Below are 17,055 nucleotides of genomic sequence, written 5' to 3'. Positions count from 1 at the left end.
TAGATGGCGGTGAAATGGGGCGTTGTTTCAACCATCAAAGCACCTGTTGATGAGGTGCTGGAGTTCTGCGCCCATCATCTGGACCTTGGGGCGCACCGGTTGTTCATCTATCTGGATGACGACAATCAGGAGGCCTTTCGCCTGCTGTCTGATCACCCGAAGATCCGCCCCGTGCTGACCGATGATGCCTATTGGCAAAAACGCGGGTTCAAACGGCGGGAAAAGCATCAGTCCCGCCAGTTTGAGAATGCCAAACAAGCCTACAACAAGGCCTCGGGCCAGGTGGATTGGCTGACCCACATCGATGTTGATGAATTCCTGTGGCCTGAACGACCTTTGGGCGATGTGCTGGCCGAGCTGCCCGCATCCTGCCAATGCGCCCGTATCCGCCCGTGGGAGGCGCTGGCGCCTGAGGACGCGGCGCAGACGGATATGGTTCAGTTCAAAGGGTTCACTGTGGCACAGCCGCAGCGGCGCCAGCAGACTGAGGCGATCTACCCAGACTATGGCGCACATCTGAACGGCGGCTTCCTCAGCCATGTTGCGGGCAAGATGATCTATCGCACCGGGGTGGATCGGCTGAAGGTGCAGATCCACAACGTCTGGGTTGGCGACGAGATGAACCCCGGTCAGCAGGAACTGGCTAATGTGAAACTGCTGCATATGCACGCCAAAAGCTGGGAACAGTTCTATGCCGCCTATCAGTTCCGCATGGAAAAGGGCAGCTACCGCAGTGAGTTAAAGCCGAACAAGCCGCGTGAAGAGGGTGGGTTGAGCCTGCATGAGTTGTTTCAGATGCTAGATGATGACGGCGGGCCGGAGGCGCTGCGGCGGTTTTATCAGCAGGTTTGTGCTGCCTCGCCCGAACTGATCCAGCGGCTGAGCACCCATGGGCTGCATTTCGCGGCGGATCTGATGCTGGCGGACAAACGACAGCGCCACTTCGCCGCCAGCTAAGCCCCTCATCACGCAGGAAAAACGCCAAGAAATTGACCCGGGCGTCAATTTCTGTGGCAAATACGCCGCGCCACACCTCCTCAAATGTCAGAAAACTGGCGAAAAATGCGCTTTCGTTGACCAAGCGCGGGGTTTGCGTTAAACCGCGCCCCATCAAGGATCCAGTTGCGGGAAACCGCCAGGCCATCCGGGCCGATCCACTGCTGCTGCTGCGGGCCCGAAGTGTCCGCAATAAACGGATACGTATGACAAAATTTAGTGATCTGAAGCTCGCCCCCAAAGTTCTCAAAGCGATTGCGGAGGCCGGTTACGAAAGTCCGACACCGATTCAAGCCGGAGCGATTCCGCCTGCGCTTGAGGGACGTGATGTTCTGGGTATTGCCCAGACCGGCACCGGTAAGACGGCCAGCTTCACCCTGCCGATGATTTCGCTTCTGGCGCGTGGTCGCGCCCGGGCACGGATGCCGCGTTCGCTGGTGCTCTGCCCAACCCGCGAATTGGCGGCACAGGTGGCGGAAAACTTCGACACCTATTCCAAACACCTGAAACTGACCAAGGCGCTACTGATCGGTGGTGTCTCGTTCAAGGAACAAGAAGCGCTGATCGACCGTGGTGTTGACGTGCTGATCGCCACCCCCGGCCGTCTGCTGGACCATTTTGAGCGCGGCAAGCTGCTGCTCACCGGGGTGCAGATCATGGTGGTGGACGAAGCGGACCGGATGCTGGACATGGGCTTCATCCCCGATATCGAACGCATCTTCTCGCTGACACCTTTCACCCGTCAGACGCTGTTCTTCTCGGCCACCATGGCACCTGAGATTGAGCGGATCACCAACACCTTCCTGTCCGCCCCTGAGCGGATTGAGATTGCCCGTCAGGCAACCACCTCGGAAACCATCACCCAGGGTGTGGTGATGTTTAAGGCCAGCCGCAAGGACCGTGAGGGCAGCGAAAAACGCCGGCTGCTGCGGGCGCTGATTGACGGTGAAGGCGAGAAGCTGACCAACGCGATCATCTTCTGTAACCGCAAGACCGATGTGGACATCACCGCCAAATCGATGCGCAAATACGGCTATGATGCGGCTGCGATCCACGGCGATCTGGACCAGAGCCAGCGGATGAAAACCCTGGATGCCTACCGTTCGGGTGAGTTGAAGTTCCTGATCGCCTCGGATGTGGCGGCCCGTGGTCTGGATATTCCCAGCGTCAGCCACGTGTTTAACTTCGACGTGCCTGGCCACGCTGAGGATTACGTGCACCGCATCGGCCGGACCGGTCGTGCGGGACGTGAAGGCACCGCGATCACCCTGTGTGTGCCGCGCGATGAAAAGAACCTCGGCGATGTTGAGGCGCTGGTGAAACAGGAAATCCCGCGTCTGGACAACCCGATCAAGGATGTGAAGCCGACCCGCCGTCGCAAAGACAAGGTTGAGGCCGACGCCACGAAAGACGGTGCGCAGGAACAGCCTAAGGCGGAAGAAAAAGCGGCAGAGAAGCCCAAGCGGGGCCGCCGCGATGACCGCCGTGAAGAGCGTCGTGACGACAACCGCCGGGACGATAACCGTAACGAACGCGGTGACCGTAATGAGCGCAGCAACCGTGGCAAACACGGCAAAGGCGGCCGCAACAACGTTGTGGGCATGGGCGATCACCTGCCTAGCTTTATCGCGCTCAGCTTTGATGAGCGCCGCGCCGGCTAAGCCTGACGCTGCATTGACTTAAAAAAGCTCCCGAAGGTCCCTTCGGGAGCTTTTTCATGCCTTGGGGTAGGGGCTGAAGGGGACCTAAACGAAAACAGCCGCTCAGTTGGACGGCTGTCAATCAGTTGCTCTGAGCGATGCACTCGGCGTCAGTTCAGATAGGGCATCGGATCAACGCTGTTGATGCCTTTGCGCACCTCAAAGTGCAGGTAGTTCGATTCCCCTGACCGGATCTTGGCAATCGACTGGCCACGGCTGACGCTATCCCCTTTGGCGACCGAAATGTCAGCGACATTGGCGTAAACGGTCAGCAGGTTGTCGGGGTGTTTGACCACCACGATTGGCACTTTTTCAGCGTTGGTAATGATCGCGGCGACGGTGCCGGCCTCAGCCGCTTTGATCGGGGTACCGGGGGTGGCGGAGAAATCGATGCCCTCATTTTTACCCTTGGAAAACTCGCGGAAGATCGAACCGTTCACCGGCATCGCCAAACGCCCACCTGACGGGGCTTTGCTCAGATCAGGGGTGTTGGCTTTGGCCTGTGCCTTGGCCTGCGCTTCGGCTTCTTTTGCGGTTGGGGTCTTCTCATTCGGCAGCGGTTTGGAGGCCGAGGGCGGTGTGGGCGTCGGGGTACCTTGGCCCGGAACCGTATCGCTGCTGCGCGCGGTCTTGATCTCGGTCGAGGCGGGCACCGGCACCAGCAGGTACTGGCCTTCGCGGATGGCAAAATCGGGGCCCAGGCCGTTCCATTCAGACAGAGACTTCACGCTGACGCCATAGAGGCGCGAAATGGTGTAGACGGTTTCGCCGCGGGCCACCTTATGGCGCAGCGGTTCAACACCGGTCTGGGCGTTGTCCTCTTTGCTGCTGGCAAGCGGTTCCAGGGTGGTGGTTTCCACTGACTGCGGCGTGGCATTGTCGATCGCATTGCCTGCCAGCGCGGCGATATCCACGCCTGAGGGCGGCTGGATCGGCCCTTCACCGGTTTCCGAAACCCGGCGCGGCAGGGCCAGCACTTCATTGTTGCGCAGCAGCGATTTGGTCTCCAGCCCGTTGTAGCTGGCCAGTTCCTGCGCATCGAAGCCGATGCGGTTGGCCACGTCCTGGACCGAGTCACCGCGTTTGGCGACAGCAACCTGATAGTTCGGGTAAGAGATTATGCCGCGATCATCGGGGCGGGGGCGATCTGCGGTGATGTTCTGGGCGGCGTCCGCGGTGTTGAAGGCACCGCCAAAATTGCCGCGCATGTCAAAGTCCAACGGTTGGCTACAAGCGCTGAGAAGCGCCAGCCCGCTGGCCGCGACAAGCCATGTCCGGGGACTTTGGCGAAGTGTGGACATCTCGATTTCCTCTGCCTCTCAGGTCTGCCTCAGGCGATACCCCTGTTTGCCGGGGCCTTGCCAGTTGATCATCAAGCGATCTTAGAACGCGTGCTTTTATTGGTCTTTAACGCCCATTTTACGCGATTGCGCGCAAAACGGCCAACTTCACGCAAATTTGCGCGCCTTTTTGCCTATTTATGCGTCTCGGCCCAGACCTTCAACCAGTGGAACGAAGCGCACGGGCATCAATTCGTCGTAGTCAAATCCATCTTCGGTGCGGGTGACACGGATTAGGCTTTGCACGTGATCTGATTGTCCCACCGGCAAGACCATGATGCCGCCGACCTTCAGCTGTGCCAGGAGCGGTGGCGGCGGATCCTCGGCGGCGGCGGTGACCAGAATACGGTCAAAAGGCGCCTGATCAGGCAGGCCAAAGCTGCCGTCGCCCAGGATGCTGGTGACATTGGAAAGATCAAGCGCTTCAAAGACTTCGCGGGCTTCTGCGACCAGTCGGCGATGACGGTCCACGGTATAGACCCGGCGCGCCAGCTGGCTGAGGACCGCGGCCTGATAGCCAGACCCGGTGCCCACCTCCAGCACCTTATCGCGCGGGCTGATCTGCAGTGCCTGGCTCATCAGCCCAACCACCGAAGGCTGGCTGATGGTCTGCCCGCAGGCGATCGGCAGCGGCATATCCTCGTAAGAACGTTCGGCGAACAGCCCCTTGATGAACAGCCCGCGATCAATTTTCTCCATCGCGCTCAAGACACGCTGATCCGTTACGCCCTTGGAGCGGAGCGCAAAGAGGAACTGCATCTTGCGTGTGGCGATGTCGTCTTCGCTCATCTGTCGCTTTCCAGAGATTTCAGCCGCTCCAGCGCGTCATTTGCGGTCAGGTCCGCGCGCATTGGGGTGACGGAAATATAGTCATCAAGGTTCACCGCCGCATCGGTGCCGGGCAGAGTGGGGCGGCGCTGATCGCCCCCACGGACCCATAGGTAGCGCCGGCCGGTAGGCGAGGTATGTGGTTCCACCGCAAAGCCGGGGCCACGGCGATAGCCCTGCGGCGCCACACGCACGCCTTTCACCTCGGCGGCGGGGCAGGGCGGGAAGTTCACATTGAAGAACAGGCGATAGTCCTCTTCCTGTTCCGGCATCTGTTCCAGGATCTGGCGCAACAGGGGCACGGCATGTTCCGCCGCAGCCTCAAACGGGTTTTCCGCATTAAAGGTCTTTGGCCCTAGATATTGGCTGAGAGCAATGGCGCGCACGCCCTGCAACGCGCCCTCCATTGCGCCGCCCAGCGTGCCGGAGTAGAGCGCGTTTTCGGCCGAGTTGTTGCCGCGGTTCACGCCGGACAGGATCAGATCCGGTGGCGTGTCTTTCATCACGTCATGCAGACCGACCAGCACACAGTCGGCAGGGCTGCCTTCGGCGGCAAACCGGCGTTCGCCCAGTTTGGCGACCATCATCGGGTGGGTGTAGCTGATGCAATGGCCAACACCGGATTGTTCAAAGGCCGGGGCAACCACCCAAACCTCACCGTCTGGGCCGGCCAGTTCAGCCGCGATTGTTTCCAGCACCTTTAGGCCGGGGGCGTTGATGCCATCATCGTTGGTGACCAGAATACGCATGGCTGTGCCCCTTACCCTCAGCCCCGATGGGGCGATCTGCCTTATGTCTTCAGGCTCTTAGTAGGGGAGCGGCGTGAATGGGGCAAGCGCCCGCAAGGGGCACCCGCCATTGGTGTGGGCGCTGTGTTGTTCTTAAGCGACGCCCGGATCGGCCTGATCACCCAGTTCGGCCAGCAGTCGCTTGGCCTCCTCAGCGGGTTTGGCCAATGCGTCGCGGTCTTCGCCGGGGAAAAAACGGGCGCGGTTGGCAGTGGCCAGGGGCTTGGGCTGCAGGATGTGGACCTTGGGGCCGGTTGCGGCTGTTTCCGCCGCCCAGGACCGGGCCATATCGATCTGCGCGGATTTGGTCGCGCCATAGGCACCAAAGAACTTCTGCCCGCCGCGCGCGTCCTCAAAGAACAGTGCGGTGCCGTCTTCACCCAGAAGCGGGGCAACATAGGTGATCAGGCGGCCGGTGGCGGTGACGTTGATGTTGACCGACTTGTCCCAATCCTTGGCGTCGATGAACTGCGCCGGCGACAGCGGCGGGGCATGCACTGCGGCATGGGCCCACAGATCAATCGTGCCCCAGCGGTCATAGATCGAGCGGCAAAGCTGCGCCATGGCATCGGGATTGGTGATGTCCATCGGGGCCAGGGTGGCCTGTCCGCCTGCGGCCTGAATGCGGTCATCCAGCTCTTCCAGCGCGCCGGTGGTGCGCGCCACGGCAACGATGTGGTGGCTTTGGCAGAGCGCTTCGGCCAGGCCTGCGCCGAGGCCACGCGATGCGCCGGTGATGAGTGCGATTTTCTGTGTCATGACGGGGATGTGCGGCCTAATGGGCAAGAGGTCAAGGGCAAAGCGCTGCCCTGCGCTGCTTAGTCGTGTAGCAGATGGGGGCGGATGTCCTGACCGAAGGCGGCGTAGATATCCAGAAGCTGATCAAAGCTGATCCCGTTTTTCTGCGCCTCCGCCAGCTTACCGGATTGGGCAAGCGCGATCGGGCGGGCCTCGGGGCCGGGGAAATGCAGCAGGACCGGCAGGGGATCTTCGGTTTCCCCTTCAAAGCCGGGCAGCTGGTTGACCAGCGTCGCCGGTGCATCATCCACCGCCGGGGCATCCGCGCCATCAAAGGTGTCGAGATAGGCATAGAAGGCCGCTGGTGACACTTCGACCCAGGGCGTAATATGCAGCGCCTCATCGTCGGCGCCTTGGATGGGGAAACTCATGACCACGCGGACAAAGCGCTGCTCACCCGCCCGGCACAGGTCGGCGGTCAACTGATCCTCGCCCTGTTTAACAAAAGGTTGGTCCTCGCGCGCCTCATGCGGCCAGGGGCCGGGGTGATCAAAGCCAATGTCAAAGACACCGGAAAACCCCTGATCGGAGCCCGGCATCACGCGGTTGGGGTCATTGAAACGCCGCCAGCGGGCATCAAGATCAAGTAGGGCCATCGGGCACACCGTTGCTGTCTTCTGTTGGCGCCACGGTATGGGGCGGGGCTGGGCGCTGCAAGGGGGAAGCCTGCACGGGCCGAAAGGTCGGAGCCTCCGGCGGGAGTATTGTTGGAACGATGAAAGGGGGGGCAGGGCTTAGGCGGTGCCTAGGTGGTGGCAGGCAGGCGCATCTGGCGTTGGTCATCCCCGCGAGTCAGGGTCAGCGCGCCGCTGTGGATGGCGGTCACCTCCGCGCCCTCCAGCATGTCACCGGGTCGGACCTTGTGAATGCGTCCGGCCCCCAGATGCACATAGGCGCGCGGGCCCTCAGGCGTCAGGATCGTGCCGAGCAGGCTGGCATGGCCCATCGGCAGCGCTGACCGCTCGGTTGCGGCAGTGTCAATTGTTAGGCTGCGCTCCAGCCGGCCACGAACAGACATCACGGGTTACTCCAATACACCAGGAAAGCTTGGCAAGAACTGTGCCGAACTGGGAAACGGTGCCTCAGAAGTGTTGTGATTGTCTTGCAGCAGACAAAAAAACAGGGGGCACGCGGCCCCCTGAATGCATCGTATTTAGATCAAATTGCGCTTATTCAGCGGCTTTCATCTTGAAGCCTTTGGCGATCATGTCCTTGGGGGCGATTGGGTAATCGCCGGTGAAGACCGCATCGTGATAGGCCGGGGCCTCGGGGTTGCGGCCGGCCTTTTCGCCAACCGCGCGGTAGAGACCATCGATGGAGACAAACTTCAGCGAGGATACGCCAAGGTAAACGCGCATCTCTTCCTCGGTCATTTTCGCCGCCAGCAGTTCCTCCTGCGTGGGCATATCAACGCCGTAGAAATCCGGCCAGATGGTCGGCGGGGAAGCAACGCGGAAGTGCACTTCCTTCGCGCCCGCTTCCAGCACCATATCCTTGATCTTGCGGCTGGTGGTGCCGCGCACAATCGAGTCGTCAATCAGGATGACCCGTTTGCCCTTCATCAGCGATTTGTTGACGTTGAGCTTCAGGCGTACACCCATGTTGCGGATCTGTTCGGTCGGCTCAATGAAGGTCCGGCCGACATATTGGTTGCGCACAATGCCCATTTCAAACGGGATGCCGCTTTCCTGGCTGTAGCCAATGGCCGCCGGGGTGCCGCTGTCGGGCACCGGGCAGACCATATCGGCCTCAATCGGGTTTTCCAGCGCCAGCTGGCGGCCGATCTCACGGCGGACCTCATAGACGGATTTGCCGCCGATGATGCTGTCAGGGCGCGAGAAGTAGACATATTCAAAGATACAAGGCCGTGGCTCGGTCGGCTCAAACGGGCGGTAGCTTTCGATGCCCTCTTCGGAGATGACAACCATTTCGCCTGGTTCAATCTCACGCACAAACTCGGCGCCGATGATGTCCAGCGCGCAGGTTTCAGAGGCCAGCACCGTGCCTTCGCCCAGTTTGCCCATCACCAGTGGACGGATGCCGAGGGCATCGCGCACACCGATCAGCTTGGAGCGCGTCATGGCAACCACCGAAAACGCACCTTCGACCTGGCGCAGCGCCTCTTTCATCCGGTCCGGGATCGAGCGGCCCATGGAACGGGCCATCAGGTGGATGATACATTCGCTGTCGCTGGAGCTTTGGAAAATCGCGCCGCGTTCGATCAGCTCTTTGCGCAGATGTACGGCATTGGTCAGGTTGCCGTTGTGGGCAATCGCCGCGCCGCCCATGGAAAACTCACCAAAGAAGGGCTGAACGTCGCGGATCACCGCGCCTTTCTTGCCTGAGGTCGAGTAGCGCACATGCCCGATGGACAGCGGCCCCGGCAGGGTTTTCATCAGGGACTGGCTGGTGAAGTTATCGCGCACATAGCCGAACCGGCGGGCGCTGTTGAACCCGTCTTCGGGATCATGAGCAACAATGCCTCCGGCCTCCTGGCCGCGGTGTTGCAGGGCGTGCAGCCCCAAGGCAACGAAGTTGGCTGCGTCTTTTACGCCAATGGCGCCGAAGATCCCGCACTCCTCCTTCAGTTTGTCATCATCATCATGGGACGGGGTGGGGCAGTTGGGCATGGACAAGGTAAAGGCTCCGAATCCGTTTGCTGGCAGTTGGCCCCCGTATAGGACCTGAGGGCGCGCCTGTCATCAAAGGATCACAAAAGAATTTGTGCCGAACTGTCGCGTGCTTAAAATGGGGCCACAGCCGCAAGGCAAAAGGGCGGAGGATGAGATGCAGCGTCGCAGCGTTTTGGCTCAGATGATCGGCGGGTTGGGGGCTGGTCTGACCGGCGGGTTTGCAAGGATGAAGACCGCAGCGGCAAAGGCCGCAGAACGGGGTGCAGAACGGGGCGCGGGGGCGTGGTATGTGCCCGCCGAGGAGGTCCCGCATGAGCTGACATTTATGCAGTTCCCGGTGGCCCTGTCGGTCTATGGCGATCGGTGGTTTTTGCAGCAGGCCCAGGCCACGATTGCCGAAATTGCCAATACGATTGCCGAATTTGAACCGGTTGTGATGCTGGCCGCGGCTGGCGATCACGCCACCGCACGGCAACTCTTGTCAGACAAGGTGACGCTCTGGGACATCCCGACGGAGGATCTATGGTGCCGCGATAGCGGCCCGATTGTTGCGGTGGATGGCACCGGCGGGCGGGCTGTGCAGCATATCCAGTTTAACGGCTGGGGCGGCAAACAGCGCCATCGCCGCGATGGCCGGGTTGCGGAACGGGTGGCGGAGCGTTTGGGGCTGCCGCTTTTGCCCACAGGTCTGGTGGGCGAAGCCGGCGGTGTGGAGCAGGACGGCCACGGCCTGCTCTGCGCGCATGAAAGTTCCTGGGTGATTGGCAATCGCAATCCCGGCCTGCATCGCAATCAGGTGGAGGCAGCGCTGCTGGCGGCCTATGGCGCCGAAAGGATGATCTGGGCGCCGGGGGTGAAGGGGCAGGACATCACCGATTATCACATCGACAGCCTGATGCGGTTTACCGGGCCGGGGCGGGGGTTGATCAACCTGCCCGAGGAGCCGGACTTTGACGATCCCTTCCATGTCTCAGCCTTTGAGACCCATGACATCCTGCAAGCCGCCGGAGTGGCGCTGGAGGTGATTTCTGAACCAAACGTGCGGCGGGTCCAGTCGCTGGATTTCGTCGCCTCCTACGCCAACTACTACGTCTGCAACGGTGCGGTCATTGCCGCCGAATTTGGAGACCGTGAGACCGATGCCGCAGCCGAACGGGCGCTGCGCCGTCTTTACCCCGGCCGTGATGTGGTGATGCTGAACGTTGATCCCTTGGGGGAGTTGGGCGGCGGCATCCATTGCGCCACGCATGAGGTGCCCAGCGGTTAAGCCGCGCCGCGCCACAGCCAGAGGGCCAGCGCCGGAAAGGCCAAAAGCTCCAGCAGCAGTGACGGCAAAACGCTTGGGGTCAACGCAGCCTCCATCGCGCCCAGCCGGAACAGCCCGGCCACGGCGATCATCAGGCTGAGGGAAATCAACGCCGGGCGCATGGTGCCGATCAGAAAGCTGCCGATCACATAGGTCAGCCCCGTCACCACAAAGAGACCGCCGAGGAAACGGATGTGATTGTCCTGGATCTGATAGGCCGTTGGATCCGCGATCGCGACATAGCCCGGGTCAACCTGCCAGCCCAAGGTGGCGATCCCCCCAACCGCAAAGTCGAGGCCCAGAAGGCTGATCGCCAGACCCACCAACAACAGGGTGTATTTCAGCAAGCTTTCGGATCTGAGCATCGCGCCGCCCTTCCTAAATTAGAACGCGTTCTAAAATATGCATTTGCTGGTCTCTGGCAAGCGTTTTGTGTAACGTGTGCCAAATAAGTGAGGATGCCATGGCAAAATCCCCCCCCCGTCAGATCGGAAGGCCGAAACGCAGTGATGCTGATGTCGCGCAGACCCGTAAGGAAATCGCGGCAGTAGCCCTGCGCCTGTTCCATGCCGAAGGTTGTAACTCCGTCTCCATCCGCCGTCTGGCGCAGGAAGCGGGCTGTTCACCGATGACGATCTACGCCCATTTCGATGGCAAGATCGACATCCTGCAATACCTCTGGGCGGATGTGCTGGATCAGCTTTTTGAGCAGATCGAAGCGGAGATTGCATCGCTGACTTCTGAGGTTGCGCGGCTGAGCGCGGCGGCGCAGACCTTTCTGCGGTTCTGGATTGAGGCGCCGGAACACTTTCGTCTGGTCTTCATGTCTGACGGGGTCGAACGCAGCGATGTGGGATGTTTTCTGAACCGGGCTGAAACCAAAGCGCAGTTTCAGCGCTTTGCCGAACTGGTGGCCGCCGCCGTGCCGGCGGGTGCGGATGCAACACAGCGCTTTGACAGTCTGCTGGCCGCCCTAATCGGTGCGGCAATGGCGCATAATACGCTGACCGATTACCCATGGATCGCGGCCGATAAAATGGCGGATGACTACGTTGACCTGGCCATTCGCCCGTAACAGTAGCGCCTACGGGCCAAGGCCCCAGAACAAACGGCGTCCGAAGGGGCGCCGTTTCCAGATGTGATTTTGGACTGCCCGCCAAAAAAAAGCGAGGGCTGGCACACTAGTGGCTCGTCGGACAGACGCGAACCTCCAACGGATCTGTCTTGCTGGCTGAATTCACCGCTGCAAGCACATCTTTGGGGCCGACAGAAACAGTCATGCAGCTGTATGTTGCGTCTGCATCACCTTTGGAAACGGACCCGACGAGAACATCGCTGAACAGATGGGGCCCGTTTGGTGGCGTCGTTATACTGCGGACCGTCACCCTAACCGCACCGGGATCAGCGGGATCTGCGTCCGAGGGCGTCACAAGACATACGGACCATCTGTCAATACTGGGCTGGACGATCAGCGCAAGCGGTTCGCGTGGGACGTCATAGTTTCGGCAGGACGTATCGACCCAGTTTCCCTTGTTGCACATCGTGTTTATCCCTGCGGAGGGTGAGACGATTGCACCCTGGCTATACGGCTCACCCGCATAGTCGCATTTGGTGTCATGAGCCTCATCCCAATTTGGGCCTTCGCAAACAGTTTTGGCGCCATCACGGACAATTTGAGCATTTTTGGTGAAAGCCTTACCATCGTAATAACAGGCATTCTGAGGGGGATTAGCATGGGCACCACCTGCCAGCGCAGGGGAGGCCAACAGCAGTGCGCAAAGAAATAGCCGCATTTGAAATTGCTCCTTAAATGAAAATTGTTGCAAAAAATTTGGTGATAATGCTGCTACCTTAGCGCGGTTTTCTATTTTGCCAAACCCTCCCTCAAAAAGCTTGATCCAACAAAAAACGGCGCCTCGTTGGGCGCCGTTTGGAAACTTGCGGGTGGCCGCGATTACAGCTCGCAGCTGCTGACCAGATCTTCGTATTTTGAGGTGATCCAGCCCAGCGACGCGCTGGGGTCGCGGTCTTCGATCTTGCCGGTCATTGAGGCAAAGACCTTGGCCGAGCGGCTGTTGTCCACCATGGCAACGTCCTGACCCACCGCAACGGTTTCGTAGACGAAGAAGGTGATCGCCACCAAGAGCACGCCGCGCAACACCCCGAAGAGGAAGCCCAGACCCTGATCCAACCCGCCCAGGATCGACCGCTGCACCAGCGATGAGAACAGCGGCGTAAAGAGAGACGCCACCACCAGCACCAGTGCGGCGACCACAAAGGCGGCTGACAGCATCGACAGTTCGCAGCTGTCGGCGATGAAATCACCCACAACGGGGATCTCTTTGACCAGCGGTTGCACTTTCGGGGCGAACATAAAGGCCAGCACAGCGGCCAGAATCCAGCCAGCGATCGCCAGCGACTCGCGGACTAAGCCACGCGAATAGGCCAAAAGGGCCGACAAAATGATGACCAGCGCGACAACGCCGTCGATGATGGTGAAACCGTCCATGGTCCGTTTCTTATCCCTGTTCCCTATGTGACGCCTCAGCCAGCGCCGAATATATCACCCACAAATGCGGTCAGGTCTGCATATGAGCGCAGGCTCAACCCATCGCCCCCGGTGATCTTGCCGCCAGACGGAACGATGGCTGAGGTGAAACCAAGTTTTTGCGCTTCTTTCAACCTGTTTTCGCCCTGACCCACCGGTCTGAGCGCCCCGGAGAGCGAGATTTCACCGAAAACCACCGTATCTGCGGGCAATGCTGCGTCTTCGCGGGCCGACAGCAGCGCCGCCGCAACGGCCAGGTCTGCGGCGGGTTCCTTGACTTTCAGACCTCCTGCCACGTTCAGATAGACGTCCAATCCGGCAAAGGGGATGCCGCAGCGGGCCTCCAGCACGGCCAGGATCATCGCCAGACGTGAGGCATCCCAGCCCACCACTGACCGGCGCGCCTGCGCGTGGGGAGAGGGTGCGATCAGGGCCTGAAATTCGACCAAAACCGGCCGGGTGCCTTCGATGCCGGAAAAGACCACCGATCCGGGCGAGGGCTCCCCCCGTTCAGAGAGGAACAGTGCGGAGGGGTTCAACACCTCAGACAAGCCGCCACCGGTCATTTCAAAAACGCCGATCTCATCCGCGGGGCCAAAACGGTTTTTCACCGCACGCAGGATGCGGAACTGATGGCCGCGCTCCCCTTCGAAATAGAGCACGGTGTCGACCATATGTTCGACCACACGGGGGCCAGCGATCTGACCCTCTTTGGTGACGTGGCCGACCATCACGATGGAAATGCCTTTGCGTTTGGCAAAGGTCGTCAACTCATGGGCGGCGGCGCGCACCTGGCTGACCGATCCCGGCGCGCTGTCGACATTGTCGGCCCACATGGTCTGGATCGAGTCGATGATCGCCAGCTGTGGCATCTCGGCCTCCAGCGTGGTCAGAATATCGCGCAGGTTGGTTTCTGCAGCCAGTTTCACCGGCGCATCCGACAGGCCCAGCCGCTGGGCCCGCATCCGCACCTGCGCCGAGGCCTCTTCGCCGCTGACATAGATGGTTTTCAAACCCGCCTGGGCAAACCGCGCTGCCGCCTGCAGCAGCAGGGTGGATTTACCGATGCCGGGATCGCCGCCGACCAGAATGGCACTGGCCGGCACCAGGCCACCGCCCAAGACGCGGTCCAACTCATCCAGCCCGCTTTGGGTGCGCGGTGGCGGGGCTTCTTCGGTCGACAGGTCGGTCAGTTCCAGCGCGGCGCCGCGTTTGCCGCCCAGCGATTTGGACGCGGGACCGGCCGACAGCGGCGTGTCCTCAACGATGGTATTCCATTCGCCGCAGCCGTCGCAGCGGCCGGACCATTTGGTGAAAGAGCTGCCACAGGCGGAACAGCTGAAGGTTTTGTTTTGTTTGGCCATGGGCTGTTGATGCAACAGCCACGCGCAAGGGTCAAACTGCGATTTTGTCTGGCGTTTCCTGTGGCGGGATCACCCGTTCGGGTGAGGTAGCGATGAGACAAGGTTTAATAAAATGCCGCTGATGCCGAAGAATTCCTAGGGAAATAAGCGGTCCGCGGGGCTTAATAGCCGCGCCGGTGACGCGCCCGCGTAGCCTATCAGTGCTGATTTTTTACCGAGACATTTTGAGCAGCGTTGCCCGGCGAATTGTAGGGGACATGCAATGAATTCAATTTTACCTTCGCGGTTGACTGCCGCAACACTGGCGCTGCTGTGCTGCGCTGCCCCGGCTGCCTATGCGCAGTCTTTGGGCAAATTGACCTATACGGCCACCATTTCAGGCACCAACAGCCCGGATGATGGCTGGGTCTACTACGTCGACAACAATCGAGAAATCTCTGCCGGGTTTACCGAGTTCTTGGTCAAACCCATATCCCTTCCACCGCTTAAGCCCGTTGGTTTCGCACCCGCCGGTGGGGAGAAAGCTGCCGTTGTGCTGGATGAACCGGTACCAGTTTTCACGCAGCCTCATGTGCGCGTTGTCAGTGTGAAACACACTGGTGTGCCCTTAAGTGACAGCGATCAGGCGTTCTACTCTATCGCGTCCGAAAGTTACGAGCGGTATGATGGCGCCCTGCGCGGAACCAGGAATTTTTACGTTAGCAGGGTTTCCGAAGGAGATGGTTTCAAGCTCAGATTCGAGAGCGAAACAGATAGCGCCTACATCGCCTTTGCCTCTTCCGAACAATGGGTTGGGACCACCTCTTTTGAATATCAGCTGGAGTTCTACAACCTGATCGTCGAACATCTGCTTGCCGGACCAACAGCGCAGCAGCAGCTGGATGAAAACGGTTCGATCATGGTGCAGACGGGTCTGGGCACGATCCTGATCACCCGAACCAATGTGCGCGATGCGGTCGCGGGCAGCTTTGCCAGTCGGGACAACACCGTCTTCATGTCCACGCAGGGCCGCGATGCTGGCACCGGCACCATGATGGGTGACACCTATGTGTGGATGCGCGTTTCGGGCTTCCGCTCGGAGGATGACGATCGCAGCTTCTCCAGCCCGCTGTTGCAGCTGGGTGTGGATGTTGAACTGAACGACAACCTGCTGGCAGGTCTGTCGGTTGGGCGCGCCAACCTCGATGCGTCCTCGCCTGATTTCAGCTACACCGGTCAGCAGACGATGGTGCAGCCTTATCTGGGGTGGCGCAGTGGCGACTGGCACGGCACCGCATCGTTGAGCCTGGGCAAGATCGACTATGATGAGATCACCCACTCCGGCGGTACCGCCGCGGCGGAGGGCGATCTGCGCGCCTTCAGTGCTGAGGTGAAGCGCGACATCGATCTGGGAAAAGGGCGCACACTGACCCCCACCCTGGGCCTTAGCAAAGGCCGCGTGGAGCTGGCCAGCACCTCTGGTTCGCTGGCAGGCAGCGGCGTGGGCGAAAGCGTTGATTTCACCCGTGCCTCCGTCGGGGCGGAATGGCGTCAGGCGCTGAGCGCAGGCTCACTGACCCTGGGGCTGAGCGGGGACTACACCGACACCAATGCGCCGATCGCGCTCAGCTCGGGCGAATATGACCAGAACGGCTGGGCCGGCACGGCCTCGCTGGGGTTCCAGACGGAACTGGCCAACGGCTTCTCAATCGATCTGGGGCTGTCCCTCGGCGGCCTTGGTCAGGACTTCTCAGAGCAAAGCGCCTGGCTGGAGATCGGTAAAAAGTTCTGATGCGCAGAACTTTATGAGACGGAGAGCGGGGGCGATGCTGCATCGTCCCCGTTTTTCTTGCCGCTGAGGCGCTGGCGTTTTTCGGCCAAGGACAGGCCGAGGGAGGCCAGAATACAGCCGGTAAACAGGTACAGGCCCCAAGCCACCTCAACCGTGCCAAGGCCAATGCCCTTGGCCAGCACAATATAAAGCGCGATCAGGAAGATATCTGCCATCGCCAGCTTGCCCAGGACGGTCAGCACCGGTAGGGCCCGGCGGTCCAGCAGGTGAAACTGCACCAGCGCCAGTCCTAAGGTTTTCACATAGGGTGCAAATAGCGCAAAGAAGGTCACCAGAAGCGCCAGAAACACATCACTGCCCCAAAGGCTCTGCAGGCCGGAAATCACGCTGATCTCACTCAGGCCAAACAGCGGCAACAGCCCTGCGCGCAGCAGCGGGGCAAACCAGGCGACCGGAAACAGCACCAGCAGCAAGAGGTTGAGAATACGGGCCATTTTGCGCGGTCTCCCTATGTCACCAGCGGGTTATCGGCGTGTTGCCTGCGGGTTATCGGTGTGGCTGAGAGGTAAGCAGCAGCGCCACCCGCTGCAAGGGGTCAGCCCAAGATGCCCCAGCCGGTCAGGGCAATCATCGCCGTCATCGCGCCAAGCGCCGGCAGATCGGCGCGGCCCCAGCCATCCTCGCGCCCCAGGCGGAACCAGTCAAACAGCAGCCAGCCATAGATGCCAATCGCAGCAAAATCGCGGAACTGGCGCATCTGCAGCTGTTGCAGCCAGGCGGGCGGCATCAGCCAGAACAGGAACAGCAGCACCGCCGCCACCACACAGGACCACGCGGCGCGCGGCGGGTGCGGGCTGCGCAGGCGCATCAGGGCGGCGATAGCGACCAAAACGGGCAGGGACAGAACGCAGAGGCGCAGCAGCGTCAGAACCAGCGGCGACAGATCCGGCAGGTAGGTGGCAATCAGCGGTGTATCAGACATG

At 60.6% G+C, this 17,055-nt stretch carries 17 protein-coding genes; 5 read left to right on the top strand and 12 right to left on the bottom strand.

Going from position 1 to position 17,055, the window contains the following annotated elements; genetic code table 11:
• Window positions 1-3 precede the first annotated feature (3 nt).
• Complete coding sequence (locus tag ACORLH_RS13585) at window positions 4-957, top strand: glycosyltransferase family 2 protein (protein WP_321828919.1); 954 nt, start codon at window positions 4-6, stop codon at window positions 955-957.
• 245 nt (window positions 958-1,202) lie between these two features.
• On the top strand, window positions 1,203-2,657 hold the full coding sequence (locus ACORLH_RS13580) for a DEAD/DEAH box helicase (protein WP_321828918.1): 1,455 nt from the start codon (window positions 1,203-1,205) through the stop codon (window positions 2,655-2,657).
• 149 nt (window positions 2,658-2,806) lie between these two features.
• On the opposite strand, the gene ACORLH_RS13575 is transcribed toward ACORLH_RS13580, so the two are convergent.
• From ACORLH_RS13575 to purF, 7 genes are all read right to left on the bottom strand, one after another.
• Window positions 2,807-3,997: a peptidoglycan DD-metalloendopeptidase family protein gene (locus ACORLH_RS13575; protein WP_321828917.1), complete on the bottom strand. Its 1,191-nt coding sequence runs from the start codon at window positions 3,995-3,997 to the stop codon at window positions 2,807-2,809.
• Between the two features lie 177 nt (window positions 3,998-4,174).
• Window positions 4,175-4,825 (bottom strand): protein-L-isoaspartate(D-aspartate) O-methyltransferase, encoded by a 651-nt coding sequence (locus tag ACORLH_RS13570; protein WP_058243972.1) that lies wholly within the window; start codon window positions 4,823-4,825, stop codon window positions 4,175-4,177.
• On the bottom strand, window positions 4,822-5,613 hold the full coding sequence (surE, locus tag ACORLH_RS13565; RefSeq protein WP_321828916.1) for a 5'/3'-nucleotidase SurE: 792 nt from the start codon (window positions 5,611-5,613) through the stop codon (window positions 4,822-4,824). Before surE ends, ACORLH_RS13570 begins: the two co-directional genes overlap by 4 nt.
• 132 nt (window positions 5,614-5,745) lie before the next feature.
• A complete protein-coding gene (locus tag ACORLH_RS13560) occupies window positions 5,746-6,411 on the bottom strand; it encodes an SDR family oxidoreductase (RefSeq protein ID WP_321828915.1) in 666 nt (221 codons plus the stop codon).
• A 59-nt stretch (window positions 6,412-6,470) separates the two neighbouring features.
• A complete protein-coding gene (locus ACORLH_RS13555; protein ID WP_321828914.1) occupies window positions 6,471-7,046 on the bottom strand; it encodes a DUF2199 domain-containing protein in 576 nt (191 codons plus the stop codon).
• A 149-nt stretch (window positions 7,047-7,195) separates the two neighbouring features.
• A complete protein-coding gene (locus ACORLH_RS13550; RefSeq protein ID WP_321828913.1) occupies window positions 7,196-7,468 on the bottom strand; it encodes a hypothetical protein in 273 nt (90 codons plus the stop codon).
• 151 nt (window positions 7,469-7,619) lie between these two features.
• Entirely contained in the window at window positions 7,620-9,080 is a 1,461-nt protein-coding gene (purF, locus tag ACORLH_RS13545; protein WP_321832822.1) for an amidophosphoribosyltransferase, read from the bottom strand.
• A gap of 157 nt (window positions 9,081-9,237) precedes the next feature.
• Between purF and ACORLH_RS13540 the strand changes: the two genes are divergently transcribed.
• Window positions 9,238-10,350, top strand: coding sequence for an agmatine deiminase family protein (locus ACORLH_RS13540; RefSeq protein ID WP_420719758.1), 1,113 nt, complete (start codon window positions 9,238-9,240; stop codon window positions 10,348-10,350).
• Here ACORLH_RS13540 and ACORLH_RS13535 read toward each other — a convergent pair.
• On the bottom strand, window positions 10,347-10,754 hold the full coding sequence (locus ACORLH_RS13535; RefSeq protein ID WP_321828912.1) for a DUF4345 family protein: 408 nt from the start codon (window positions 10,752-10,754) through the stop codon (window positions 10,347-10,349). The two genes, ACORLH_RS13540 and ACORLH_RS13535, sit on opposite strands and share 4 nt — an antisense overlap.
• Window positions 10,755-10,852: 98 nt before the next feature.
• Here ACORLH_RS13535 and ACORLH_RS13530 point away from each other — a divergent pair, with 98 nt between their 5' ends.
• On the top strand, window positions 10,853-11,464 hold the full coding sequence (locus ACORLH_RS13530) for a TetR/AcrR family transcriptional regulator (protein ID WP_321828911.1): 612 nt from the start codon (window positions 10,853-10,855) through the stop codon (window positions 11,462-11,464).
• A gap of 879 nt (window positions 11,465-12,343) precedes the next feature.
• Here the strand turns inward: ACORLH_RS13530 and ACORLH_RS13525 are convergent.
• Both ACORLH_RS13525 and radA read right to left on the bottom strand, forming a co-directional pair.
• Entirely contained in the window at window positions 12,344-12,898 is a 555-nt protein-coding gene (locus ACORLH_RS13525) for a CvpA family protein (RefSeq protein WP_058243979.1), read from the bottom strand.
• A gap of 35 nt (window positions 12,899-12,933) precedes the next feature.
• On the bottom strand, window positions 12,934-14,301 hold the full coding sequence (radA, locus tag ACORLH_RS13520; protein WP_058243980.1) for a DNA repair protein RadA: 1,368 nt from the start codon (window positions 14,299-14,301) through the stop codon (window positions 12,934-12,936).
• 262 nt (window positions 14,302-14,563) lie between these two features.
• Between radA and ACORLH_RS13515 the strand changes: the two genes are divergently transcribed.
• Entirely contained in the window at window positions 14,564-16,072 is a 1,509-nt protein-coding gene (locus ACORLH_RS13515; protein ID WP_321828910.1) for an autotransporter outer membrane beta-barrel domain-containing protein, read from the top strand.
• An 11-nt stretch (window positions 16,073-16,083) separates the two neighbouring features.
• On the opposite strand, the gene ACORLH_RS13510 is transcribed toward ACORLH_RS13515, so the two are convergent.
• Together ACORLH_RS13510 and ACORLH_RS13505 are read right to left on the bottom strand one after the other, a co-directional pair.
• On the bottom strand, window positions 16,084-16,566 hold the full coding sequence (locus ACORLH_RS13510; protein ID WP_058243982.1) for a paraquat-inducible protein A: 483 nt from the start codon (window positions 16,564-16,566) through the stop codon (window positions 16,084-16,086).
• A gap of 101 nt (window positions 16,567-16,667) precedes the next feature.
• Complete coding sequence (locus ACORLH_RS13505) at window positions 16,668-17,054, bottom strand: hypothetical protein (protein WP_321828909.1); 387 nt, start codon at window positions 17,052-17,054, stop codon at window positions 16,668-16,670.
• Window position 17,055: the final 1 nt, after the last annotated feature.

This window comes from Thalassovita sp. (assembly GCF_963691685.1).
GTDB lineage: Bacteria > Pseudomonadota > Alphaproteobacteria > Rhodobacterales > Rhodobacteraceae > Thalassobius.
Note: the sequence above shows the minus strand (reverse complement) of the source record. Positions and strands in the feature narration are given on the sequence as shown.